The organism is Peribacillus sp. NPDC056705, from assembly GCF_043656335.1.
In genome coordinates this window covers 1-26,090 of record NZ_JBHTYI010000041.1, presented here as the reverse complement: position 1 = coordinate 26,090, position 26,090 = coordinate 1, and the positions used below count along the sequence as shown (strand labels likewise).

24 protein-coding genes are annotated in these 26,090 nt (G+C 40.4%); 9 read left to right on the top strand and 15 right to left on the bottom strand.

The features are described from left to right. Positions 1–17: 17 nt before the first annotated feature. From rpsF to ACFRAK_RS25225, 4 genes are all read right to left on the bottom strand, one after another. Positions 18–302 carry a 30S ribosomal protein S6 gene (rpsF, locus tag ACFRAK_RS25240; protein ID WP_053348321.1) on the bottom strand — a complete coding sequence of 95 codons (285 nt, stop codon included), beginning with the start codon at positions 300–302 and terminating at the stop codon, positions 18–20. 268 nt (positions 303–570) lie between these two features. Then, positions 571–1,671 carry a redox-regulated ATPase YchF gene (gene ychF / locus ACFRAK_RS25235; RefSeq protein WP_076368500.1) on the bottom strand — a complete coding sequence of 367 codons (1,101 nt, stop codon included), beginning with the start codon at positions 1,669–1,671 and terminating at the stop codon, positions 571–573. A 167-nt stretch (positions 1,672–1,838) separates the two neighbouring features. Continuing rightward, positions 1,839–2,036 (bottom strand): DUF951 domain-containing protein, encoded by a 198-nt coding sequence (locus tag ACFRAK_RS25230; RefSeq protein WP_076368501.1) that lies wholly within the window; start codon positions 2,034–2,036, stop codon positions 1,839–1,841. Between the two features lie 20 nt (positions 2,037–2,056). Then, positions 2,057–2,893, bottom strand: coding sequence for a mechanosensitive ion channel family protein (locus ACFRAK_RS25225; RefSeq protein WP_394572732.1), 837 nt, complete (start codon positions 2,891–2,893; stop codon positions 2,057–2,059). 388 nt (positions 2,894–3,281) lie between these two features. Between ACFRAK_RS25225 and yyaC the strand changes: the two genes are divergently transcribed. Further along, a complete protein-coding gene (gene yyaC, locus ACFRAK_RS25220) occupies positions 3,282–3,917 on the top strand; it encodes a spore protease YyaC (protein ID WP_387604969.1) in 636 nt (211 codons plus the stop codon). A 58-nt stretch (positions 3,918–3,975) separates the two neighbouring features. Here yyaC and ACFRAK_RS25215 read toward each other — a convergent pair whose 3' ends face one another. From ACFRAK_RS25215 to rpmH, 11 genes are all read right to left on the bottom strand, one after another. Next, on the bottom strand, positions 3,976–4,677 hold the full coding sequence (locus ACFRAK_RS25215; protein WP_192207370.1) for a DUF554 domain-containing protein: 702 nt from the start codon (positions 4,675–4,677) through the stop codon (positions 3,976–3,978). 53 nt (positions 4,678–4,730) lie between these two features. After that, positions 4,731–5,591: a ParB/RepB/Spo0J family partition protein gene (locus ACFRAK_RS25210; protein ID WP_192207371.1), complete on the bottom strand. Its 861-nt coding sequence runs from the start codon at positions 5,589–5,591 to the stop codon at positions 4,731–4,733. After that, positions 5,584–6,345 (bottom strand): ParA family protein, encoded by a 762-nt coding sequence (locus ACFRAK_RS25205; RefSeq protein WP_230300205.1) that lies wholly within the window; start codon positions 6,343–6,345, stop codon positions 5,584–5,586. Before ACFRAK_RS25205 ends, ACFRAK_RS25210 begins: the two co-directional genes overlap by 8 nt. A gap of 259 nt (positions 6,346–6,604) precedes the next feature. Then, positions 6,605–7,465, bottom strand: coding sequence for a nucleoid occlusion protein (gene noc, locus ACFRAK_RS25200; RefSeq protein ID WP_192207373.1), 861 nt, complete (start codon positions 7,463–7,465; stop codon positions 6,605–6,607). 340 nt (positions 7,466–7,805) lie between these two features. Beyond that, positions 7,806–8,522: a 16S rRNA (guanine(527)-N(7))-methyltransferase RsmG gene (gene rsmG / locus ACFRAK_RS25195; RefSeq protein ID WP_387705754.1), complete on the bottom strand. Its 717-nt coding sequence runs from the start codon at positions 8,520–8,522 to the stop codon at positions 7,806–7,808. 29 nt (positions 8,523–8,551) lie between these two features. Beyond that, positions 8,552–10,438 carry a tRNA uridine-5-carboxymethylaminomethyl(34) synthesis enzyme MnmG gene (gene mnmG, locus ACFRAK_RS25190; RefSeq protein WP_260285771.1) on the bottom strand — a complete coding sequence of 629 codons (1,887 nt, stop codon included), beginning with the start codon at positions 10,436–10,438 and terminating at the stop codon, positions 8,552–8,554. A 21-nt stretch (positions 10,439–10,459) separates the two neighbouring features. After that, a complete protein-coding gene (gene mnmE, locus ACFRAK_RS25185; RefSeq protein WP_387604967.1) occupies positions 10,460–11,845 on the bottom strand; it encodes a tRNA uridine-5-carboxymethylaminomethyl(34) synthesis GTPase MnmE in 1,386 nt (461 codons plus the stop codon). Between the two features lie 343 nt (positions 11,846–12,188). Continuing rightward, the gene (gene jag / locus ACFRAK_RS25180) at positions 12,189–12,809 is read right to left on the bottom strand and encodes an RNA-binding cell elongation regulator Jag/EloR (protein ID WP_387604966.1); all 621 of its coding nucleotides are present in this window, start codon (positions 12,807–12,809) and stop codon (positions 12,189–12,191) included. Then, positions 12,806–13,594 (bottom strand): YidC family membrane integrase SpoIIIJ, encoded by a 789-nt coding sequence (gene spoIIIJ, locus ACFRAK_RS25175; RefSeq protein ID WP_076368511.1) that lies wholly within the window; start codon positions 13,592–13,594, stop codon positions 12,806–12,808. The genes jag and spoIIIJ overlap by 4 nt, the downstream gene beginning before the upstream one ends. A gap of 176 nt (positions 13,595–13,770) precedes the next feature. Then, positions 13,771–14,127, bottom strand: a complete 357-nt coding sequence (gene rnpA / locus ACFRAK_RS25170; protein WP_076368512.1) for a ribonuclease P protein component — start codon at positions 14,125–14,127, stop codon at positions 13,771–13,773. Between the two features lie 80 nt (positions 14,128–14,207). After that, the gene (gene rpmH, locus ACFRAK_RS25165; RefSeq protein WP_034316183.1) at positions 14,208–14,342 is read right to left on the bottom strand and encodes a 50S ribosomal protein L34; all 135 of its coding nucleotides are present in this window, start codon (positions 14,340–14,342) and stop codon (positions 14,208–14,210) included. Positions 14,343–15,274: 932 nt separating this feature from the next. Here rpmH and dnaA point away from each other — a divergent pair. From dnaA to ACFRAK_RS25125, 8 genes are all read left to right on the top strand, one after another. Then, positions 15,275–16,624, top strand: coding sequence for a chromosomal replication initiator protein DnaA (dnaA, locus tag ACFRAK_RS25160; protein ID WP_057914144.1), 1,350 nt, complete (start codon positions 15,275–15,277; stop codon positions 16,622–16,624). Between the two features lie 193 nt (positions 16,625–16,817). Continuing rightward, a complete protein-coding gene (dnaN, locus tag ACFRAK_RS25155) occupies positions 16,818–17,954 on the top strand; it encodes a DNA polymerase III subunit beta (RefSeq protein WP_192207379.1) in 1,137 nt (378 codons plus the stop codon). A gap of 220 nt (positions 17,955–18,174) precedes the next feature. Continuing rightward, positions 18,175–18,387 carry a S4 domain-containing protein YaaA gene (yaaA, locus tag ACFRAK_RS25150; protein ID WP_034316192.1) on the top strand — a complete coding sequence of 71 codons (213 nt, stop codon included), beginning with the start codon at positions 18,175–18,177 and terminating at the stop codon, positions 18,385–18,387. 21 nt (positions 18,388–18,408) lie between these two features. After that, entirely contained in the window at positions 18,409–19,527 is a 1,119-nt protein-coding gene (gene recF / locus ACFRAK_RS25145; protein WP_048687943.1) for a DNA replication/repair protein RecF, read from the top strand. 12 nt (positions 19,528–19,539) lie between these two features. Continuing rightward, on the top strand, positions 19,540–19,803 hold the full coding sequence (remB, locus tag ACFRAK_RS25140) for an extracellular matrix regulator RemB (RefSeq protein ID WP_098370330.1): 264 nt from the start codon (positions 19,540–19,542) through the stop codon (positions 19,801–19,803). Between the two features lie 75 nt (positions 19,804–19,878). Next, entirely contained in the window at positions 19,879–21,804 is a 1,926-nt protein-coding gene (gene gyrB, locus ACFRAK_RS25135) for a DNA topoisomerase (ATP-hydrolyzing) subunit B (RefSeq protein WP_387604972.1), read from the top strand. Positions 21,805–21,901: 97 nt separating this feature from the next. Beyond that, the gene (gene gyrA, locus ACFRAK_RS25130) at positions 21,902–24,448 is read left to right on the top strand and encodes a DNA gyrase subunit A (protein ID WP_260285765.1); all 2,547 of its coding nucleotides are present in this window, start codon (positions 21,902–21,904) and stop codon (positions 24,446–24,448) included. Between the two features lie 243 nt (positions 24,449–24,691). Next, positions 24,692–25,759 carry an HD-GYP domain-containing protein gene (locus ACFRAK_RS25125; protein ID WP_394572734.1) on the top strand — a complete coding sequence of 356 codons (1,068 nt, stop codon included), beginning with the start codon at positions 24,692–24,694 and terminating at the stop codon, positions 25,757–25,759. Positions 25,760–26,090 lie beyond the last annotated feature (331 nt).

Here is a 26,090-nt window from a genome sequence, read left to right as displayed (position 1 = left end):
TTATATTAAATATCGGATTATTCTTCTTCTCTAGTAGCCATGTGGCGAATAATGTCTTCACTGATTTTAGCAAGACGATCGAATTCTTGAATCGCAGCACTTTCAGCGTTAACTTTAAGAAGCATGTAGTAACCATCGCGGAAATCATTGATTTCATATGCAAGACGGCGTTTACCCCATTCTTTTGCTTCTACTTCCGCACCATTATCAGAAAGGATTGTGTTGAAACGTTCAACTAAAGCTTTTTTAGCTTCTTCCTCAATGTTTGGACGGATGATATACATAATTTCGTATTTTCTCATCACTGTCACCTCCTTTTGGTCTAAGCGGCCCAATTGGGCAAGGAGCAATTATTTATAATTACTCACAAGATAAAATTATAGCATAGTTAAAGAGGCTTTGCAACGAACGGTTCGACTTATTACAAATAATTGTAATCCAATGACCGTTGATTTCCACTTCAGGCACTCGCTTTCCGCGGGCGGTCCGGGAGCCTCCCTTCCGTTCCAATCAACTCCTTTTGTCGACAAACTGAAAGACCCTACTTATGAACGGTAGGGTCCTTGATTCTTAAACGTTAAAACGGAAATGGATAACATCGCCATCGTTAACGATGTATTCTTTTCCTTCCAAACGAACTTTACCTGCTTCTTTTGCAGCACCATGACTGCCCGCTTCAAGTAGATCGGTATAAGAAACCGTTTCGGCACGGATGAAACCACGTTCGAAGTCCGTGTGAATGACGCCTGCACATTGAGGGGCTTTCATTCCTTTGCGGAATGTCCAAGCTCGCACTTCCTGTACACCAGCTGTAAAGTATGTTGCCAATCCAAGCAGGTTATAAGAAGCACGGATCAACTGATCAAGACCTGACTCCTCGATGCCAAGTTCAGATAGGAACATTTCCTTTTCTTCACCTTCAAGCTCTGCAATTTCTTCTTCGATTTTGGCACAAATCACGATCACTTCGGCATTTTCCTTAGCAGCATATTCACGAACTTGCTGTACATATTCATTATCGTCAGCATTCGCCACTTCATCTTCGCTCACGTTCGCCACATAAAGCGTCGGTTTCGCTGTAAGTAAATGCATGCCCTTCACGATTTTTTGCTGTTCTTCAGTGAACTCGACGGTACGTGCAGGCTTTTCATCTTCCAATGCTTCTTTTAAAGCTACAAGGATTTCATGTTCTGCCACAGCGGCTTTATCTTTTTGCTTGGCCATTTTTCCGACACGGTCGATGCGTTTGACAACTGATTCCAAATCGGCAAGGATCAATTCAAGGTTGATGACTTCGATATCATCGATTGGATTCACTTTTCCGGAGACATGGGTGATGTTATCGTCTGCAAAACAACGGACGACTTGACAAATTGCATCCACTTGACGGATATGGGAAAGGAATTTATTGCCCAATCCTTCTCCTTTACTTGCTCCTTTTACAATCCCGGCGATATCCGTGAATTCAAATGCTGTCGGAACGGTTTTTTTCGGTTTTACCAATTCAGTCAGTTTTTGCAGACGGTGATCTGGCACTTCCACGATCCCGACATTTGGGTCGATCGTACAGAAAGGATAGTTAGCAGATTCCGCACCCGCCTGAGTAATTGCATTAAATAAAGTGGATTTACCTACGTTAGGCAAACCGACTATACCAGCTGTTAAAGCCATTTATATTTCACTCCTTCAAGATGATTCGTACATATGGGAAAAGAACTGATCTTCTTTAAAGACCCTCCAATTACCTAAACCTTTCCCAATTATAGATTTCGCTTCCTAAAAAGACAAGTAAATCATGAGAAACGCAGGACTACTTTCACTCCAAAAAAAAAGCATGATCACTCCTCATGCTTTTGCAGAACTTTTTTCATTTTCTTCGCGAATTCACGTCGAGGCAGCATCACGCTATGGCCGCACCCTTCACATTTTATCCGGATATCCATACCGATCCGTATAATTCTCCACTTATTCACTCCACAAGGATGCGGTTTCTTCATTTCCACAATATCCTTAAGTGCAAATTCCTTTTCTTCCATAACCATGAGCCCCCTAATTCCTATGACTCGCTGCCATTGTACGTAGATTTAATCCCACTTGAATCAAGCGCAGCACTTATTTCAATTTTTAATATCCTACTGATTTCAATGTGATGCATCGGCTTTGTTTCCGCCTTAATCCGAAAGACGATTTCTTCAGGACTAATTTTTTCAATTCCCAAAAATTCAGGTGTTTTGATCAATGCATCGTATTTGCCCTCCATACTGTTTAAAAGATCAATCAGCACCTTTTCAGCACGCTCGATCGATCCATCGTTAGGTATGGTCACATCAACAACAGCCATACTATTTAAAATGGAATAATTCGTGACCTGAACGATGCTTCCGTTGGGTATGAAATGCAATTCACCTGCACCGCTTTTAATTTTCGTTGTACGAAGCCCGATTTCAATGACTTCCCCTTCAAAATTATTGATTTTAATATAATCCCCAACCGAGAAATGATCTTCAAAAATAACGAAAAATCCTGTAATTATATCCTTGACCAAACTTTGAGCACCAAAACCAACTGCCAAACCGAGAACACCGGCACCAGCGAGTAATGGCATTACTTCAATCCCGAAAATTTCCAGAATCATTATCAAGGCAATGAAATTGATGACATAGGTAATGATATTTTCGAGCAATTTAATGAGTGTCGCTTCCCTGCGCTCCGATACCCGAATGGGACTCCTTAAACGCGCTTTGAAAAATTTATTCAGAATAGTCTTTCCTATTCTAATAATAATACGCGATAACAACAGAACAAGGAAGATTTTAATAATCCCCTCGCCCATCAGCAGCCATATCTTTTCATCCAATATCTCTTTTGTAACGTTATCATAAATGCGATCCATATTTTCCTCCTGCCTAATGCAATTAACTGCAAAACTTTTATATCGTCTATATGATTTTTCCATATAGACGGATTCCTCTACCCTTCATGCACTGATATAACCATGAAGTAGAGGATTTTCTCTATTTTATCAATAAATAATGGTTTCTGTACAAAAAAAAATTGGGTATATAGGTAAAAGAATTAGAAGTTTTTTCCCAAATATTAAAGTAATTATTTACTAGAAAGTATAAATGAAAGCAATTGGTAGAGGATAACGCCGATTCATATCCCCTTCACCTGTTTGCATGTTCTACAAAAAATTCCCTCATCCAAGATGTTAAATACCGTATATTTTCCCCTTTTTATCCGTATACTGTAATACCAAATAAAGTAAAGGAGTTGAGCCGATGAATCTGAATTCTAGTCTATTTAATAATAATAAAAATAGATTGAGTCGCATCCTGCATGAAGATACGGATGCATCCAAACAAATTTCCCAGGAATTAATCAATCTCCTACCGACCGGAAAGCTCCAACCAATCGTCATCGTCTGCATAGGCACGGACCGTTCCACAGGCGATTCACTCGGACCACTTGTCGGCACTCTGCTTAGTGAAAAAGCTGAAAACGGTTCTTCTTCATTCCATGTTCATGGTACTCTGGATGACCCTATACATGCGATGAATTTACATGAAAAATTAAATGAAATCAAAAAGATGCACGCCAATCCCTTTATCGTCGGAATCGATGCTTGCTTAGGGAAAATGAAAAGCGTCGGCATCGTTCAAATCGGCCAGGGACCAGTGAAGCCAGGGGCTGGGGTCAATAAAGACCTTCCTTCCGTCGGAAATGCACATATTACAGGAATCGTGAATGTAAGTGGATTCATGGAGTTCATGGTCTTGCAGAACACACGTCTTAATCTTGTGCTAAAAATGGCCAAAACCATTGCCGAGGGGATTTATGAAGCACAAAATCATTATCCAGTAAAACCTTCCATCACTCCTTTCACATGGTCATTCAAGCAAGAAAAAACCCTATGATCGGTTTTTTCTTATCATAAAAAAGAAGGAAAGGGCCAGCCATCCCCTTCCTTCTTTTTTATACATAATACATGAGAGTAACCAGAATCGCGGTGATCATTATGCCCGGAAGCAGATTTGCCACCCTTATTTTGGTCAGACCGATAATATTCAAACCAATTGCCAAAATCATGACTCCCCCAGTTGCCGTCATTTCCAGTATAAAGGAATCCATTAAAGCAGTTGGGATCATCGTATTGATCTGCCTTGAGAAAATCGCTATGAATCCCTCATAAAGAATGACCGGAAATGCTGAAAAAAGTACACCTATGCCAAGCGTACTGGCGAGGACCAATGCTGTAAAGCCATCGATGATCGCTTTTGTTATCAAAACGTCATGATCATTCCGGATACCGCTATCCAGGGCACCGATGATGGCCATCGCCCCAATGCCAAATATGAGCGTGGCCGTTACAAATCCCTGAGATATCGAAATTCCTTCCTTCGCTTTCATCCTGCGTTCAAGCCAATTGCCTAAAGAATTTAGCCTAGCCTCAAGATTCATCCATTCACCGAGGACAGCCCCTCCAACAATACTTAAAATGACAACAAGGAAATTATCGCTTTTTAAGCCCATCTGCAAACCTAAGACCATGACAGCCAAACCGATACCGCTCATAACCGTTTCTTTTATCTTTTCAGGTATATGTTGTAAAAACCTTCCTAAAATCGAACCGATTAAAATACAGGCACCATTCACCAAAGCCCCTAATAATACCATCTCATCCACCTAATTTTCTGCATATGTCGTCACGGTCTTTTCATAAAGGGGATCTAAGAGGATAGGTTCTCTTGATCGATCAAGTTCAAAATTCTCTCTAAATCTTCCTTTGAAAAGAATTCTATTTCTATTTTTCCTTTTTTCTTGCTTTGTTTTATCGTTACGCTCGTTCCTAGTCTTTCACGCAGACTTGTCTCCCGTTGCTTTATGAAGATATCTTTTTTTTCTTGTTTCTTAGGTTTAGTTTCACGTGAAACGGTATCATTCAATTGATGTATATATTGCTCTAGCTGTCTGACATTCATTCCTTCTTTGAGGATTTTATCCGCTACCGGCTTAAGCATCTCTTTTTTCTTTAAACCTAGCAATGCCCGGCCATGCCCCATGGAAATTTCCCCGTCGGAGATATATCTCCTAATCCCTTCAGGCAAAGATAGCAATCTAACATGGTTTGCGATATGGGGACGGCTTTTCCCCAGCCGATTGGCCAACTGCTCCTGGGTGAATTCCAATTTTTCCAGAAGCGTTTGATAAGCGACAGCCTCCTCGATCGGATTCAAATCTTCCCTTTGCAGGTTTTCCAAAATCGCCAGTTCCATCATCTGCTGTTCGCTCAATTTCCTCACAACGACCGGAACTGTCTTTAAACCAGCTTCCTCGGCAGCACGATAACGCCTTTCCCCAGCCACGATTTCATATCCCTTAATGCTTTCCCGGGCAATAATCGGCTGTAATATCCCATGTTCCATGATGGATTGCTTTAATTCCTCTATAGCTTCAAGCCGAAAGCTCTTCCGGGGCTGATAAGGATTTGGCCTTAATTCCCTTAATTTGATTTCTCGCACGATTTCATCTTTACTGATTTCCCCACTATTGAAAAGTGCGTTAAGTCCTTTGCCAAGTCCTTTAGCCATTTGATACCACTTCCTTTGCCAGTTCTAAATAGACCTCCGCCCCTCGTGACTTTGGATCATATATAATTATCGGTTCTCCATGGCTCGGTGCTTCACTCAAACGGACATTGCGGGGAATGATGGTTTGATAGACTTTATCCTGAAAGTATTTTTTGACCTCTTCTATGACCTGGAGACCTAGATTCGTTCTTGCATCCAACATCGTCAATAGCACACCCTCGATTTTCAAATCATGGTTCAAATGCTTTTGGACGAGGCGGACCGTGTTCAATAGTTGACTCAAACCTTCCAATGCATAGTATTCACATTGTACCGGAATCAAAACTGCATCGGCGGCCGTTAAGGCATTAAGCGTAAGCAAACCCAAAGATGGAGGGCAGTCAATCACAATGTAATCATATTGGCCCTGCACCTCTTCTAATGCCCTTTTTAACCGGACTTCCCTAGAGATGGTTGGAACAAGTTCAATTTCTGCACCTGCCAGTTGAATTGTCGCAGGTATGGCATATAGGTTTTCTACCTTTGTTTCCATGATGACGGTACTGGCCTCGATATCATCAACCAATACATCATAAATACATTGTTCCACATCTGCTTTGTCAATACCTGCACCGCTTGTCGCATTTCCCTGCGGGTCAATATCGACCATTAAGACTTTCTGTCCTATGTAAGCAAGACAAGCACTTAGGCTGACAGAAGTTGTCGTTTTTCCAACACCGCCCTTTTGATTGGCAATGGCGAGAATCTTACCCACGAATTCACCCGCTTTCAACTATCTTCATCACGCTTTTATCTATTGATTTTTACCGTAAATCCATTTATTTCTTTCTATTTTATCATGAATGTTACTGGAAGAAATCGTTTTCTGAAATTCCTCTTAAAATTTGAAATATATCTAAAAGCATTAAAAATCCGGGAAAAGTTGAATGTTTTTTAAAGTGGAAATACCAGTTTTGACCGAAAATAAAAAAAGCTTGGTAATCGGAGACTACCAAGCGGGTAAGGATAGGGAATCAAGTTTTCTTCTTGGGTATTTTAATCGTGAACTGATAATACTCCTCGAATTCTTCTTCCTCTGCATCCAAATTTATTCCATTGTCTGTAACCATATTGAGTGATTGGCGTATGGTATTCACGGCAATCCTCATGTCTTTACTAAACGCTTTTCGCTTAGGTTTCGGCTTCTGCACAGTACCCGTCAAAAGCTTGACGACCTGCTCTTCGGTCTGTTTGACGTTTAACCCTTTTTCGATGATTTCCAAAAGCAGTTTAAGCTGCTTTTCAGGACTCTTCAACGGTATCAACGAGCGGGCATGGCGTTCCGTAATTTGCTTTTGAAGAAGTGCATCCTGAACCTCCTGGGGCAGCTTAAGCAGCCGTAGTTTATTCGCCACGGTAGATTGTCCTATTCCCAGTCTTTGTGCCAAAGCTTCTTGTGTTAAACTATGCAGCTCCAATAGCTTTCCATAAGCCAAAGCTTCTTCAATCGGTGTCAGTTCTTCACGCTGAAGGTTTTCTATCAGCGCAACGGAAGCCGTTTCTGTATCGGTGAAATCTTTGATTATTGCGGGCGCCAATTCCCAGCCAAGCTTTTGCATGGCCCGAAAACGACGCTCACCTGCAATGATTTCATACTTTCCCTGACCATAAGTCCTTACTACAATTGGTTGAATGATCCCATGTGTATGGATCGTTTGGGCCAATTCGGCAATTTTATCGTCATTAAAAACGGTCCTTGGTTGAAATCGATTAGGCACAATATCAGAAATGGAAATTTTTCTTATCTCTTCATTATTATTGCTAGGTGTCTCCATCTCTAGTTGCTCTTCCTCTTTTTCGCCAAACCCAAAGAACCGCGAAAAAGGATGCTTCATCTTCCTACACCACCTTTTAAAACTCCCAAATAACATATTCTCTATTTAAAGGACAAGTCCTGCATACATTTCCCGACATGGTTATACATATGGCCCTACACTGTAAAAAACATGTCGACTGGCGCCATCAAGGCAATAATTTAGGAATGGACGGCCAGTTATGAAAAATATCGGCCGGCTTGCCCAAAATTATTTCCCTGAATCAGCCAGCATAGGGCACAAGTTTAGAGTGAAAATAATAAGGTCATACATTTATAGTAAAAGAAAATAAGGGCAAGTACCAGCCATATATATCTGAATCATCTACGCTTACTATGAAAACTTACTCATCCTACGGAGGTTATTCAATAGGCTGCTTATTCGGTGTCCCTGGTTTTCTCGGGTATTTTTTAGGAGTCCTCTTCACTTTTTTTACAGTAATGATGTTTCTTTCACTATTTTCCTCTGGCAATGTGAAAGGATGAATTTCTTCAATTTTTCCGCCTAACGTGAAAATGGCCTTCTTCCCTGTGTCCATTTCATCTTGTGCACTAGCCGCTTTCATGGCAATGAATGTCCCATCCAGTTTAACGAGCGGTAAACATAGTTCACTTAAAACGGACATCCTGGCAACTGCCCTTGCCATGACAATATCATAGGATTCGCGATGCTCCTGTTTTTGGGCGAAGGTTTCCGCCCGGTCATGATAGAAGGAAACTCCCTTTAATTGCAGGGAATCCGCAAGGTGATTCAAAAAAGAAATTCGCTTATTCAAAGAATCCACAATCGAGACGTGGATATCAGGGAAACAAATCTTCAATGGAATACTCGGAAATCCAGCTCCAGCCCCAACATCGCAAATTCGATATGGTTTGTTAAAGTCAAAATAGAAGGCTGCACTGATTGAATCATAAAAATGCTTAAGATAGACTTCTTCTTTATCAGTGATGGCTGTTAAGTTCATCTTTTCGTTCCATTCCACCAATAATCGATAATAAGTGTCAAACTGATCAAGCTGTTGAGGAGAAAGCTCGATCCCTTTCTCCAGCAGTGCTTGTTGGAACTGTTCAATATTCATGTCTTTTCAATCCTTTTCGGGTATTTCCATTACTGAGATACTCTGGCAATCTTTCCTTGTTCCAAATAAACAAGCAAAATGGAAACATCAGCGGGATTCACACCGGAAATTCTTGAAGCCTGAGCTACTGATAGCGGGTGGACCTGCTTTAATTTTTGACGTGCTTCCGTTGCAAGTCCAGAAATTGCATCATAATCGATATTCTCTGGAATCTTTTTATTCTCCATTTTTTTCAGGCGATCGACTTGCTGCAAGGATTTTTCGATATATCCTTCATACTTGATCTGGATTTCGACCTGTTCCGTCACATCATCGCTCAGTTCGTCATCACTTGGCGCCAGCTTCTGAATATGGGAATAATCCATTTCAGGCCGTTTCAATAAATCGGAGGCCCGGATTCCATCCTTTAACTCACTGCCGCCACTTGCAGTAATGACTTCTTGTACTTCTTTGGTCGGTTTGATGAAGTTTGATTTCAGTCGTTCCTTTTCCATTTCAACCGCTTCTTTTTTCATAAGGAATCGATTGTAGCGCTCTTCTTTGATCATTCCGATATTGAATCCAATTTCCGTTAAGCGCAAATCGGCATTATCATGACGCAATAATAAACGATATTCTGCACGTGAAGTCAGCAATCGGTATGGTTCATTCGTGCCTTTCGTTACAAGGTCATCAATGAGAACACCAATATAGGCATCCGAACGGCTTAATATCAGTTCTTCTTTACCCATTGCATTCAATCCTGCATTAATACCGGCCATCAATCCTTGTCCTGCCGCTTCCTCGTAGCCGGATGTCCCGTTAATTTGGCCAGCAGTATAGAGATTTTTGATTTTCTTCGTTTCAAGTGTAGGCCATAGCTGTGTAGGAACGATAGCATCATATTCAATTGCATATCCAGCGCGCATCATTTCCGCCTTTTCAAGTCCTGGAATTGTTTGCAGGATTTTCACTTGCACATCCTCAGGCAAACTTGTAGATAAACCTTGCACATAAACTTCCTTTGTATTGCGGCCTTCAGGTTCCAGGAATATTTGATGCCTTGGTTTATCATTAAAACGTACGACTTTATCTTCAATCGATGGACAATAACGCGGACCGGTTCCTTTTATCATTCCCGAATACATTGGTGAACGATGTAGATTCTCATCAATGAGCTGGTGTGTCCCCTCATTCGTGTACGTTAACCAGCATGGCAATTGATCCGTTATGAACTTTGTCGTTTCATAAGAAAATGCACGCGGCACTTCATCGCCAGGCTGAATTTCCGTCTTGCTGTAATCTATGGAAGAGCTATTCACGCGTGGCGGCGTTCCCGTTTTAAAACGGACCAAATCAAATCCTAACTGCTCTAAATGTTCAGAAAGCCTGATGGAAGGCTGCTGATTATTAGGGCCGCTTGAATATTTCAGTTCCCCTAAAATGATTTCACCGCGTAAATATGTTCCAGTCGTGATTACGACAGTTTTCGCACGGTACACCGCGCCTGTTTTAGTGATGACCCCCGTGCATACGTTGTTTTCAACAATTAATTCCTCTACCATTCCTTGAATCAATGTTAGATTTTCTTGGTCTTCTATCGTCTTTTTCATTTCTTGTTGATAGAGAAATTTATCTGCCTGCGCCCTCAATGCACGAACAGCTGGACCTTTAGCTGTATTGAGCATCCTCATTTGAATATGGGTCTTGTCGATATTTTTCCCCATTTCTCCGCCTAAAGCGTCTATTTCCCTAACGACTATCCCTTTTGCCGGCCCACCAACAGAGGGATTGCATGGCATGAAGGCGACCATATCCAAGTTAATGGTGATCATCAACGTTTTAGCTCCGACTCTTGCCGCTGCAAGGCCTGCCTCACTGCCAGCATGACCGGCACCAATAACAATGACATCATAGCTACCTGCTTCGTACTGCATATCCTTTTCCTCCTTTTACGCTTATTTTCCTAAACAAAATTGAGAGAACAATTGGTTGATCAAATTATCCTGAACGCTTTCGCCAATGATTTCTCCAAGTAGCTCCCATGCTTTCGTGAAATCGATTTGAACCAAATCAACCGGTGTCCCCATTTCAATAGCATCGATTGCATCTTCGATAGACTGTAATGCCTGCCCCAGCAAAGCTATATGTCTGGCATTGGAAACATAGGTCAGGTCTCCCGTTTCTAAAGAACCCTCGAAAAATAAAGAAGCGATGGCTTCTTCCAATTCATCGACCCCTCGATCCTCCAGTAATGAAGTCGTAACAACTTTATGGGACGCCGCCTTTTCCTTAACCTTGGCCATATCGATTTTTTGCGGAAGGTCGGTTTTATTGATGATAACGATGACATCCATACCCTCAACCGCTTGAAATAGTTTCTCATCCTCAGTAGTTAAATCATCGGAATAATTCAATACAAGCAATATTAAATCAGCCTCTTTTAATACTGCACGGGACCGTTCAACTCCAATTCGTTCGACGATATCTTCCGTTTCGCGAATTCCTGCCGTATCGACAAGTTTAAGCGGTACACCGCGAACATTGACATACTCTTCGATTACGTCACGTGTTGTACCTGGAATATCAGTGACGATCGCTTTATTTTCATGAACTAAGCTGTTAAGCAGAGAAGATTTTCCGACATTAGGGCGCCCTATGATAACGGTCGCAAGCCCATCCCGAAGTATTTTCCCCTGTTGGGCCGTGTGAAGCAGTTTCTCAATTTCCTTCTTCACATAACTGCCCTTTTCCAAAAATAAACGATGTGTCATTTCTTCGACATCATCATATTCCGGATAATCTATATTTACCTCGACTTGAGCGAGGGTCTGTAAAATTTCTTGGCGCAGGTTTTGGATTAATTTCGAAAGCCTGCCTTCCATTTGACCTAATGCAACATTCATGGCTTTATCCGTTTTAGCCCGGATTAAATCCATAACGGCCTCAGCTTGAGAGAGGTCGATCCTGCCATTCAAAAAAGCCCGTTTCGTAAATTCACCAGGTTCCGCTAAACGAGCACCTTGTGAGAGAATAAGCTGCAATACCCGATTGACCGAAACGATTCCACCGTGACAATTTATTTCAACTACATCTTCTCTTGTAAATGTCTTTGGACCCATCATGACAGAAACCATGACTTCCTCTATGATTTCACCTGTTTTGGGCTGGATAAGGTGGCCATAATGAATCGTATGTGATTTCACTTCAAGCAATCCTTTTCCACCTGGTCCTTTAAAGATCCTATCGGCTATTTCTATGGCCTCATCACCGCTGATTCTAACGATGGCGATTGCCCCTTCCCCTAAGGGAGTAGAGATAGCGGTGATTGTATCGAATTCCATGCTTTCACCTCTTATATATTGATGGTTCTATTTTTTTCTTTTAATAAAATCGTCGAATCCCTAAATTACTACAATACCACAGTATATTCATGAAAAAAAGTAGATACTCCTCCTCTCCAGGAGTTATCCACATGCAATTAATCCATATTCTGTAACATCTATTCTAACTTATCCACATGTGAATAACAAACATCGCCCGCTTCCCTTTCTTCCATTCCCTTTACGAATCAAGAAGGTGAAAAGAAATTTGTCAGTTATTGTTGAATTGCTGCTTTGAAAAAAAATCTTCGACACAACGATTTCATGGCCTAAAAAAAGAACCCCTGCTTAAAAAGCAGAAGGTTCATTTAAGTGGAGTAATGACCAAGTGGCGATATGGCTCAGTCCCACTTGAAGTTGTTTTTATTTTTGGATAATCCAAGAGGGCATTATGGATGACCTTACGTTCATAAGATGGCATCGGCTCGAGTGAAACAGCCTTACCTGTTTTCATGGCTTTATTTGCCATTCTTTCAGCCAATTGGATTAAGGTGTCATTGCGGCGATTTCGATAATCTTCTGCATCTACAGTAATATTCAAATACTGCTTCGAATACCGATTTGCAACAAGCTGCGCTAAATACTGAAGTGAATTTAGTGTTTGACCCCTTTTTCCAATCAATAATGCAATTTTATCACCTGATAAATGGAAAGTTACGTTCTTCCCTTTACGGGTGACATCAATTTGTGCATCGACTCCCATCTCCACGCTGACTTTCTTCAAAAATCCAAGTGCCTCTTCAATGGGATCTGCAGGCAATGTCACATGGACAATGGCCTTCCTTGCACCAAATAAACCAAAAAATCCTTTTTTGCCCTCATCTTCTATTTCTATCTCCACGCGATCTTTAGTGCTGTTCAGTTGAGCTAAAGCTAAATTTACTGCTTCTTCGACAGATTGTCCTGTAGCAGTTACCTTTTTCACTTTTTCTTTGCCCCTCCCGCGTTTTCCGCAGCTGCTTTTCTAAGATCCGGACCTTTGATGAAATATGTTTGAACGATACCAAAAAGGTTACCAACTACCCAGTAAAGAGAAAGAGCAGCGGGGAAATTAATAGCAAAAACAACAATCATGATTGGCATGATGTAAAGCATCATGGTCATTTGTGCCGCCATTTGTGGATTGGAGTTCATTCCAGCCATGGACATCTTTTGCTGAATAAAAGTCGTGATACCTGCAACGACCGGTAAAATATAATAAGGATCCGGTGAACCTAAATCAAACCAAAGAAAACTATGTAAAGCAATTTCTTCCGTACGGCTGATTGCATGGTAAAATCCGATCAAAATCGGCATTTGCACCAATATCGGCAAACATCCCGCCAATGGATTCACATTATATTTTGAAAATAGAGCCATTGTTTCTTGCTGTAGTTTTTGTTGTGTGGCAGCATCTTTTGAGCTGTATTTTGCTTGAAGTTCTTTCATCTCAGGCTGAATGGCCTGCATTGCTTTCGAGCTTTTCACCTGTTTGATCATTAATGGGAGTAATGCTAAGCGAATGATAAGTGTAACACCGATGATTCCCAAACCATAGTTCTCGCCAAATGCTTCAGAAAGCCAAATGATCAGGGCTGATAATGGATAGACAATGTATGAATTCCAAAAACCTTCACTCTCCGCTGTAATAGGTTCTTTAATTTCCGTACACCCTGCTAACAACATCATTATCGAGGCTAGTCCAATAATGAGTAATATTCGTTTTTTCAACCGTAATTTCCTCCTAACTGCAATCAATCTTTTTTGAAACAATTGTGAACTGTTTATTAGAAGATTTCAAGGAAAAGCAATCCACTTTTTTCCACAGCTTACAATCGGAATTTTCTATGTCATCTTTCTCAAGTAACCACATGATCCGGGGAGTGCTTATTCGATATAAGGGGGCTTTATTGTTTTTTCTTTTTAAAGTTTAATGATTTAGAACGTTTCAGGACATGGATCAAGCTGCTTTTCACCTGGAAAAAGTCCATCTCCGCCGCTGGCTTTCGAGCAATCACAATATAATCCTTACCCTCTTCTATATCTTCTTTCAATTCCAAAAACGCTTGCCGTATGTATCTTTTGATTTGGTTCCTAACCACGGCGTTCCCGATTTTTTTACTGACTGAAAGGCCGATCCGAAAATAATCCTGACCCGGCTTTTCAAGGACATAGACAACGAATTGCCGATTAGCAGAAGATTCACCTTTTTTAAACACAAGCTGAAATTCGTCCTCTTTCTTAATCCTTAACTTTTTTTTCATTTTTACACCTTCATTACATGAATTGAGTCTCAGTAAATCCCTTATTTTGCGAAAAAAGACCACTGAGACTTTTCAGTGGTCTATGCAGATAATACTTTTCTGCCCTTACGGCGACGTGCAGCGATTACTCTACGTCCGTTTTTCGTGCTCATACGTGCACGGAAACCGTGAACTTTACTATGTTTGCGGTTATTCGGTTGATAAGTTCTTTTCATTATATGACACCTCCCTGAGGAATAACAGTTAAAGACAGTCTTTACAATTATATAGATGGAGGTTTCTACTTGTCAACCTCATCCATAAAAATATTTCATTTTAATGCTCAATGTCCAGTAGGCCTTTTTTTACTACCTAGCCTATTGTAAATGATTTTGCTCCGAACTGATATAGAAATTTTTGGGGAAAGGAAAATTTCCATCATTTTATCGATGAGCTCAAATATGAAATTCGCATTGAATCATTCCTCGATCGACACAACATTCGACAAATAACTAAGTATGAACCTGAATCACTTTCAATCTGTCTCATGCAGGTCTTCCGGCTTGAACAACTTGGTTCAAGTTAATTAATTCGAGCCTGTAATCACGGTCTGTGGATAAAATTCGACATGTTTTTTTCTATCCACAAACCATTTTATAGACTTTTGCACATAACAATGGCCTGTGGAAAAGTTTTTCCCACAAGCTCGGTAAGTTGTGGATAAAGTTTTCTAACCCATTGCAAGACGCCTGATTTTCTGATATTATATTTGTGTTTTCACTCTGAATAACTTTATCAACAGGGGACGTTTATCCACAGACTGTGTATAACTTGTGGATAGTTTATTCGACCTGTGTATATTAATCTGTCCACAGATGGTGGATATTGTCGAAAACCCTTTTTTCTTCTTTATTATATAATTCTTAAAATGCCTGTTGATGAATAAACATTCAAATCTGCACTGGCTTACCAGATGTAGTCTGTACAAAAGTTGTACAGCGCAAGATATAGTTTTTTAGGCACTTTACGTAACACAACACAAAATCCCTTATACAGCTCACCGAACCTTTGCTGTCAAAATTAATATCAAGACGGCAATCGATGAGTTTATTTGTGCCTATACATTTAGATACAATTATTAAAATTTTTTTGCAAAGGAGGGATAAGTTTGGATAACATCGATAGCCTCTGGAACCAGGCGCTCGGAAAAATCGAAAAAAAAATCAGTAAACCAAGCTTTGAAACTTGGCTTAAATCAACCAAGGCTTATTTACTGCAAGGTGATACCTTAACAGTCACCGCCCCCAATGAATTTGCCAGGGATTGGCTTGAAGAACGCTATTCCCATCTTATTTCCGATGTATTGTTTGAACTTACCGGTGAGGAATTGGAAGCAAAATTCATCATTCCCCCTAATCAAGAAGATGATGATTTCACCGTTCCTGTTCAGCCTAAAAAGATAAAAAAACAGGACAAAGAGCATGCTGCATTTCCACAGCATATGCTGAATGCGAAAAATACCTTCGATACATTTGTCATCGGCTCCGGCAATCGTTTTGCCCATGCCGCGTCTCTCGCTGTCGCAGAAGCTCCTGCCAAAGCCTATAATCCCTTATTCATATACGGGGGCGTAGGTCTTGGAAAAACTCATTTAATGCATGCAATCGGGCATTATGTTCTTGAGCATAATCCGAATGCAAAGGTCGTTTATTTATCGTCTGAAAAGTTCACGAATGAATTCATCAACTCGATCCGGGACAATAAAGCTGGGGAATTCCGTGATAGATATCGAAGCGTGGATGTTTTATTAATTGATGATATTCAATTCCTTGCGGGAAAAGAACAAACCCAAGAAGAGTTTTTCCATACATTCAATGCGTTGCATGAAGAAAGCAAACAGATTGTCATCTCGAGTGACCGCCCGCCAAAAGAGATACCTACACTCGAGGATCGCCTCCGTTCAAGGTTTGAGTGGGGCTTGATCACGGATATCACACCTCCTGATCTGGAAACGCGGATTGCCATATTGCGTAAAAAGGCAAAAGCTGAGGGCCTTGATATCCCGAATGAAGTCATGCTCTATATTGCCAACCAAATCGATTCCAATATTCGTGAGCTGGAGGGTGCACTTATTCGTGTCGTCGCCTATTCTTCGTTGATCAATAAAGATATAAATGCCGATTTGGCAGCTGAAGCATTAAAAGACATCATCCCTAGCTCCAAACCTAAAATAATCACCATTTTGGAAATCCAGAAGACGGTCGGTGAACATTATAGTGTCAAACTTGAGGATTTCAAGGCGAAAAAGCGGACTAAATCCGTAGCCTTTCCAAGACAGATTGCCATGTATCTTTCCAGGGAGTTAACGGACTCATCCCTGCCCAAGATAGGTGATGAATTTGGAGGTCGCGATCATACGACCGTTATCCATGCGCATGAAAAAATCTCCAAACTCATGCAAACAGATACCCAGCTTCAACGTCAGGTTAAAGAAATCCAGGACCAGCTGAGGGTATAATAGATTCTGGATAATGTGAATAACTGACGACTACTTACACACAGTCTGTCCACATGTGGATAGACTGTTTTTCCTTAGGTTGAGTGGACTTATCCACATATCAACAGGCCCTACTACTATTACTACTATCTTTTTTAATAAAAATTATTAATATATATGCCTATTCGGCAATAAAAAAATTGGAGGATGAAACATGAGATTTATAATCCAAAGAGATCGATTAGTTCATAGTGTCCAAGAAGTAATGAAAGCAGTCACATCAAGGACGACGATTCCGATTCTAACGGGGATAAAAATAAGCGTCACTAGTGAGGGTGTCACTCTGACAGGAAGTGATTCAGATATCTCCATCCAATCATTCATCCCTGCTGAGGTTGACGGAGATGAGATTGTTGAAGTTAAAACTAGCGGCGGTATTGTCCTTAATGCTCGTTTTTTCAGTGAAATTGTCAAAAAGCTACCGATGGATACTGTAGAAATTGAAGTGGAGAATAACTTTCAAACGATTATTCGCTCAGGTAAAGCTGAATTTAATCTAAATGGACTGGATCCTGAGGAATATCCGCATCTTCCGATCATTGAAGAAGAAAATATTTTCAAACTTCCAACGGACCTTTTGAAGACCCTTATCCGCCAAACTGGCTTTGCAGTGTCCACGTCAGAAACACGGCCCATCTTAACAGGTGTAAACTTGAAGGTTCAAGATGACGAATTGACCTGTATTGCAACAGATAGTCATAGGCTTGCAATGAGAACAGCCAAAATAGAAAATAAAATTAACGGGACCTATAGTGTTGTAATCCCAGGTAAAAGTCTAAATGAGTTAAGTAAGATCCTTGATGATACGAACGAACTCATCGAAATCGTCATTACCGAAAACCAAGTACTTTTCAAAGCTGAAAATTTATTATTCTTCTCAAGACTGCTTGAAGGGAATTATCCCGATACATCACGCTTGATTCCATCTGATAGCAAAACGGACGTGACTGTTCACACTAAAGATTTTCTCCAAGCGATCGACAGGGCTTCTTTATTGGCGAGAGAAGGAAGAAATAATGTCGTCAAATTGACAACCCTGGAAGGCCGTATAATCGAAGTCTCTTCCAACACTCCTGAAATTGGTAAAGTAATTGAAGAGGTTCAGGCAGAAGCCATTGAAGGTGAAGACCTGAAAATCTCATTCAGTGCCAAATTTGTAATGGATGCTCTAAAAGCATTGGAAGGTTCCGATATAAAAATTAATTTCACAGGTGCAATGCGTCCGTTTGTCATTCGCCCGCTACATGATGATTCCATGCTGCAATTAATTCTTCCGGTAAGGACTTATTAAGCTAAAATAATATTTCAAAAAAATTAAAGGCTTGTATAGCAGGTCTTTAATTTTTTTATATTTAAATATAGGTTTCCAAAGGGTTTTTAGCATTTTTTCAATGCTGTACGGAACGCTGAATCGCTAAAAATAAGAACTGAAAAAGCTATACTTTGTCTTAATGGGATTAATTTAGTAAAATGAAATATTAAAGACTACTTAGAAATGAGTGAGGCATGAAATGGACTCCATAAAAATCAATACCGAATATATTACGCTTGGACAATTCCTGAAACTGGCCGATTTGATTCAAAGCGGCGGAATGGCGAAATGGTTCTTAAGTGAATATGAGGTTTACATTAATGGCGAATTAGACGTGAGAAGGGGCAGAAAATTAAGATCAGGTGATAAAATAGAGATTCCTGGATTTGGCACCTACACAATTACAAGCTAAAACATAAGGGAAGAGCGGAATATGTATATTGAAAATATAAGTTTGAAAAATTACCGCAACTATACCGAATTGAATCTGACTTTTGAGAATAAAGTCAATGTAATCCTCGGCGAAAATGCTCAAGGAAAAACAAATGTCATGGAATCCATTTTTGTTTTAGCCATGGCAAAATCCCATCGGACCTCAAATGATAAAGAACTTATTCGCTGGGATGAAGAGTATGCTAAAATAGAAGGAAGAGTTAGAAAGAGAAATACCTCAATACCACTTGAGCTGACCATTTCAAAAAAAGGGAAAAAGGCGAAGTGCAACCATATTGAACAAAGAAAGTTGAGTCAATATGTCGGAAATATGAATGTGGTCATGTTTGCGCCTGAGGATCTTAACCTTGTAAAGGGAAGTCCTCTAGTCAGACGCCGTTTTATAGATATGGAAATTGGCCAGGTTTCTCCCGTATACCTTCATGATATGAGCCAATATCATAAAATACTTCAACAAAGAAATCATTACTTAAAGCTTCTGCAGACCCGGAAACAAACGGATACGACGATGCTTGACGTGCTGACTGATCAATTTATTCAGTATGCAGCGAAAATTGTCGAAAGAAGATACGAGTTTCTTTTAAAGCTCCAGCAATGGGCAGAGCCGATTCATTCGGGGATCTCCAGAAATCTAGAAGTATTGAAAATCCAATATAAACCGTCGCTTGATGTATCAGAATCTATGGATTTGACGAAAATGATAGAAGTATACACAGAAAAATTTGATAAAATAAAAACAAGGGAGATTGAACGGGGTGTAACATTGGTAGGTCCTCATCGTGACGACCTGGTTTTTTTTGTGAATGACCGCGATGTCCAGACCTATGGTTCACAAGGACAACAGCGTACGACTGCCCTGTCTTTGAAACTTGCCGAAATTGAGCTGATCCATGAAGAGATCGGCGAGTATCCCATTTTATTATTGGATGATGTGTTATCGGAACTTGACGATTTCCGTCAATCCCATTTACTGAATACAATACAAGGGAAAGTGCAGACATTTGTGACGACACCCTCCGTTGATGGAATCGATCATCAAACCCTAAGAGAAGCGTCCACCTTTTATGTGAGTCAAGGAAGTATAAAAAAGGTTAAATGATGAGGTGAATGTATGTATCTCCATATTGGTGAAGACATTCTTGTGAAAACGGATGATGTCATAGCCATTTTAGATAAGAAACTTCTTCAGGCCTCTCCAATCATGAGTGAATTTTTGGAGAAAAAGTCTGATGTAACTTACCATTTAGCAAAAAACTCGGTTAAATCGATTGTAGTGACGGACAAACAGGTATATTATTCACCGCTTGCGTCGTCCACTTTGAAAAAGCGTTCACTGCAGTCATCGCTCTTAATCGATGATATAGATATTCTTTGAATTGTAGCTAAACGTTATAAATTCTCCTGAAAATTGATAAATGCCAAAAGAAAAGTGTAGGTGATTCGAATGACAATGGAACAAAAAGAAGTACAAGCTCAGGCATACGATGAGAATCAGATACAGGTTTTAGAAGGCTTAGAAGCAGTTCGTAAACGTCCGGGGATGTATATCGGCTCTACCTCTGCAAAAGGACTTCACCATCTTGTTTGGGAAATTGTCGATAATAGTATTGATGAAGCGCTAGCTGGTTTCTGTACGGAAATCAAAGTGACGATCGAAGAAGACAATAGCATAACGGTAGTCGATAATGGTCGGGGAATTCCAGTCGGCATCCATGAAAAAATGGGACGGCCAGCAGTTGAAGTGATCATGACAGTCCTTCATGCGGGCGGTAAATTTGGCGGCGGGGGCTACAAGGTTTCCGGTGGTCTGCATGGTGTTGGGGCTTCAGTAGTTAATGCCCTATCCACAGTATTGGAAGTTTATGTTCATCGTGAAGGAAAAGTCCATTATCAGCAATTTAACCGCGGTATCCCTAAAGAAGATTTGAAAATCATCGGGGAAACTGATCATACAGGAACGACTATACACTTCATTCCTGATGGTGAAATTTTCACTGAAACCCTGGAATATGATTTCGATACATTAGCCACACGAATCCGTGAGCTTGCATTCCTGAATAAAGGCTTAAAGCTGATCATTGAAGATAAACGTGGGGAAGAAGAGAAAATCAGGGATTTCCACTATGAGGGCGGCATTAAATCTTATGTTGAGCATTTGAACCGTTCTAAAGAGGTATTGCATGAGGAACCCATTTTCATGGAAGGCGAGAAAGATGGAATTTCCGTTGAATTGGCATTGCAATATAATGACAGCTATATCAGTAATGTCTTCTCCTTTGCCAATAATATCCACACCTATGAAGGTGGTACGCATGAGTCAGGATTCAAGACTGCCTTGACCCGTGTCATCAATGATTATGCACGGAAAAGTGGTCTCTTAAAAGAAGCGGATTCCAATTTTTCTGGTGAGGATGTGCGGGAAGGTTTAACGGCAATCATTTCGATTAAGCATCCTGATCCACAATTTGAAGGTCAGACGAAAACCAAACTCGGAAACTCTGAAGTAAGAACGGTTACTGATTCCATTCTTTCGGAAAGGCTTGATGCCTTCTTATATGAAAATCCTGCAGTGGCCCGGAAAATTGTAGATAAAGGGCAAATGGCAGCGAGAGCCCGTATGGCAGCGAAGAAAGCACGTGAGTTGACCCGAAGGAAAAGTGCTTTGGAAGTATCCAATCTTCCGGGGAAATTGGCGGATTGTTCTTCCAAGGACCCGGGTATCAGTGAATTGTACATCGTTGAAGGAAACTCGGCGGGAGGCTCGGCGAAACAAGGACGGGACCGCCATTTCCAAGCCATTTTACCGCTAAGGGGTAAAATCCTGAATGTTGAAAAGGCGCGATTGGACAGAATCCTGCATAATGAAGAAATAGGGACGATCATCACAGCACTCGGAACAGGAATTGGTGATGAATTCAATATTGAAAAAGCTAGATACCATAAGATTGTCATCATGACCGATGCCGATGTGGATGGTGCCCATATCAGGACACTGATGTTGACATTCTTCTACCGGTATATGCGAAAAATTATCGAGTATGGATATATATATATTGCTCAGCCGCCACTTTTCAAGATCCAACAAGGGAAAAAAGTAGATTATGCTTATAATGACCGCGAGCTTGATGAAATCATGGCGAGTTTGCCAAGTACTCCTAAGCCTAACCTGCAGCGTTATAAAGGGCTGGGGGAAATGAACCCAGAGCAATTGTGGGAAACGACCATGAACCCTGAAACGAGAACGTTGCTTCAAGTCAGTTTGAAAGATGCTGCCGAGGCAGATGAAACTTTCGAGATGTTGATGGGCGACAAGGTGGAACCGCGACGTAACTTCATTGAAGAAAATGCAATTTATGTAAAAAATCTTGATATCTGATTTTTGACAGGATGCTTTTTACATCCTGTTCTTTAAATAGTGCACGAACAGTTAAATTTTAGATGAGAGTATAAGCTTTTAATAGGAGGTTGGCTCCATGTCAGAAAATGAAAGATCAGGTGTTAAAGAAATAAATATAAGTACCGAGATGCGGACATCGTTTTTGGATTATGCGATGAGCGTTATCGTGTCGCGGGCTTTGCCTGATGTAAGGGACGGTTTGAAACCGGTACACCGAAGAATCCTTTATGCAATGAACGATCTTGGAATGACTTCGGATAAACCATTTAAGAAATCAGCCCGTATTGTCGGGGAAGTAATCGGTAAATATCACCCGCATGGTGATTCGGCTGTATATGAAACGATGGTACGGATGGCTCAACCTTTTAACTATCGCTATATGCTTGTAGATGGTCATGGGAATTTCGGTTCAGTCGATGGTGACCAAGCTGCCGCAATGAGGTATACAGAAGCGAGAATGTCAAAAATCTCGATGGAGCTACTCCGGGATTTAAATAAAGATACGGTCAATTTCCAGGATAACTACGATGGTTCGGAAAGAGAACCAGCGGTTATGCCTGCCCGTTTCCCGAACTTGTTAGTGAATGGTTCATCAGGTATAGCGGTAGGGATGGCAACCAATATTCCACCACATCAATTAGGTGAAGTAATTGACGGCGTACTGGCTTTAAGCAAGAATCCCGAAATTACAATTCCTGAGTTGATGGAATATATTCCTGGTCCGGACTTTCCGACAGCAGGTTTGATTTTAGGGAGAAGTGGAATCAGAAAGGCCTATGAAACTGGAAAAGGGTCAATCATTCAACGTGCGAAAGTCGAGATTGAAGAGAAACCCAATGGTAAACAAGTAATCCTTGTTAAGGAAATCCCTTATCAAGTGAATAAAGCAAGATTGATTGAAAAAATTGCCGAACTTGCTCGAGATAAGAAAATCGAAGGCATTACCGACTTACGGGATGAATCGGATCGCAATGGCATGCGGATTGTCATGGAGCTTCGAAAGGATGTTAATGCAAATGTCCTTTTAAACAACCTCTATAAGCATACCGCGATGCAGACCACCTTCGGAATCAATCTGCTCGCTTTGGTGGACGGTCAGCCTAAAGTGCTTAATTTAAAACAATGCCTGCGCTACTACTTGGAGCATCAGCAGGTAGTCATACGGCGCAGGACTGAATTTGATTTACGGAAAGCGGAAGCGCGCGCACATATTTTAGAAGGTTTGCGCATTGCACTTGATAATTTGGACGCAGTCATTACTTTGATCCGCAGTTCCCAAACGACGGACATTGCCCGTGAAGGCTTAATGACACAATTCTCACTTTCCGAAAAACAGGCGCAAGCTATCCTGGATATGCGTTTACAACGCTTGACAGGTCTGGAACGTGAAAAAATTGAAGATGAATATCAGGCATTAATGGCTATAATTGCAGAATATAAAGCAATTCTTGCTGATGAGGAAAAGGTTCTTGAAATTATCCGTGAAGAGCTTCTTGAAATTAAAGAGCGCTTTGATGATAAACGGAGAACTGAAATCACACTGGCCGGCTTTGAAAGCCTGGAAGATGAAGATTTAATCCCAGAGGAAAATATAATCGTGACACTTACGCATAACGGTTATATTAAACGCTTGCCTGCAACCACATACCGCAGTCAAAAACGCGGGGGGCGCGGAATACAGGGTATGGGAACGAATACAGATGACTTTGTCGGTCACTTGTTAACCACATCGACTCATGACACTCTATTATTCTTCACCAACAAAGGTAAAGTCTATCGTTCCAAAGGATATGAAATACCTGAATTTGGTAGGACGGCAAAAGGATTGCCGCTTATCAACTTGTTGGAAGTCGACAAGGGCGAGTGGGTCAACGCAATCATACCTGTGAAGGAATTTGCTGACGATTGGTATTTATTCTTCACGACCAGACATGGGGTATCTAAGCGTACACCTTTGTCTTCTTTTGCAAATATCCGTAATAATGGTTTAATTGCCCTAGGTTTACGTGAAGATGATGAATTAATTTCTGTCCGTCTTACGAATGGGGAGAAACAGATCATAATTGGAACGAAGTCCGGGATGATGATTCGTTTCCCTGAGACGGATGTACGGACAATGGGGCGTACTGCAGCGGGAGTGAAAGGGATTTCCTTAGGGACGAATGATGAAGTTGTCGGAATGGAAATTCTTGAAGATGATGAAGAAGTCCTTATCGTTACGAAAAACGGTTATGGAAAACGGACCTCAGCGGAAGAATACCGTATTCAAAGCCGTGGAGGAAAAGGAATAAAAACATGTAATGTCACTGAGAAGAATGGTGAACTTATAGCCGTGAAAACAGTTACGGGTGTAGATGAAGATTTGATGCTTATTACAGCAGCTGGTGTATTGATCCGAATGGAAGTCGAAGGCATTTCTAAAACGGGCCGTAATACTCAGGGTGTTAAGCTTATCCGACTCGAATCCGCTGATAATGAATATGTTTCGACGGTAGCCATCGTAGGAAGAGAAGAAGAAGAAGAAAAAGACATGGAAATAGAAACGGTCACGACTCCAGATTCTGATTCTGAACCTGCTGTAAGTGAAGAAAATGAAAAAACTGAAAAAGATACGGAAGAATAAACTTTTCACAAAAAAGATCCAGGCAATTAAGCTGGGTCTTTTTTTGTGTGCTAGATGAACTTTAACCTGATTTTATGAGTGTTTGGATTTGAGTAAAAAGACTTATTATATTAAGGGGATTCAAAACAAAAATGCTAATAAATTGAATTTATTTAGGTATTTAATCATAAAAAAGATAGTTTCTACCATGTTTTTCAAGTAGAATGATACTCACCAATATTACCGAGGTGAAACATTTTGCTAGTGAAAACTCGCTATTTAATCGAAGGCTGCATTCTGTCAAAAGAGATTAGAGGTCTTTCGAACAGACCCATAATGTATGAAAAAACAATATTGACCCGGCAATTAATCGAAGCTTTGCAAGCCTTTCTAATAACAGAGGTAAGCGTTGAAAAGACTTTGATTGATGGAAAGAGATTTCTGCCGAAAGAAGTAATGGATCCAGAATGGGATGAAACGGAGGAGTCATCGGGTTTTACGGATTTTTATCTTAAGTCAGTACAAACATATAAACGATTATTTAAAAATTGGCAAGCGGGCAGTAAAGTCGAGGTGGCCATGATTCGTTTAATCATGATTCCCCTTATGGACAAGGCTTTAGAGGAACCAGGAAACATTTTGAAGCTGCACCACTATTGCAATAAAGAAGACTATGTATATCATCATGCTATTTCCATTGGATTAATAGGAGGATATATCGCATATAAAATGAAATGCAATAGGGCTGATGTCTACCAAGCTGCAATTGGCGGATGTCTGGCAGATTGCGGGATGGCAAAGCTGCCACCAAGGTTATTAAATAAAACGGCAAGCCTGACAGCATCTGATTATGAGGAGATACATTCTCATCCTATTTTCAGCTACAAGATGATTAAAGATAGTTCCATCATTAAGGATAGTGTGAAGATGGCCGTTCTTGAGCATCATGGAAGATTAGATGGAACGGGTTATCCCAAGAGGTTGAAAACAAAACCCATGAACTTATTCTCAAGAATCATTGCGGTTGCAGATGTATTTCACGCCATGACTTCCGAGAGGACTTATAGAAAGAAGCAGTCACCGTTTAAGGTATTAGAAATGATCTTACATGATGACTTTGGTAAATTTGATATTGGGGTAGTTAAAACCTTGTTATCAGGCTTCGCTAATTTTTTCATAGGAAGCAGGGTCAAACTGAACAATGGATTCATTGCTGAAATCATTTTTATTGATGCAGGCTCGGAAACAAGACCGGTCATAAAGGTGATGGATAGTGAACAAATTATCAATTTAGGGATCAATCGGGAATTACATATAGAAGAAATATTATAATGTTTAAAGAAAAAGTTTACTCTTATAAAAGTAAGCTTTTTCAGCTTAATCAGGTGTGCAGCCATAGTATTTGAAATCTATGAATTCATGTATATTATTTATTTTAAAATAACTATTGCTTTTATTCCTGATACTAGATATAATAACTAAGTCGACAGCGAGAGAATAAAGTTGTTGACAAAATATAATATAGTTGATATATTATTAAAGTCGTTTCCAAACGAACGACATAAATCGCTCTTTGAAAACTGAACAAAACAAAGCGCCAACGTTAAATTTTAAGTGAGCACACACTATCAAAAAAGCAAATGAGCAAGTCAAACATTTCTTC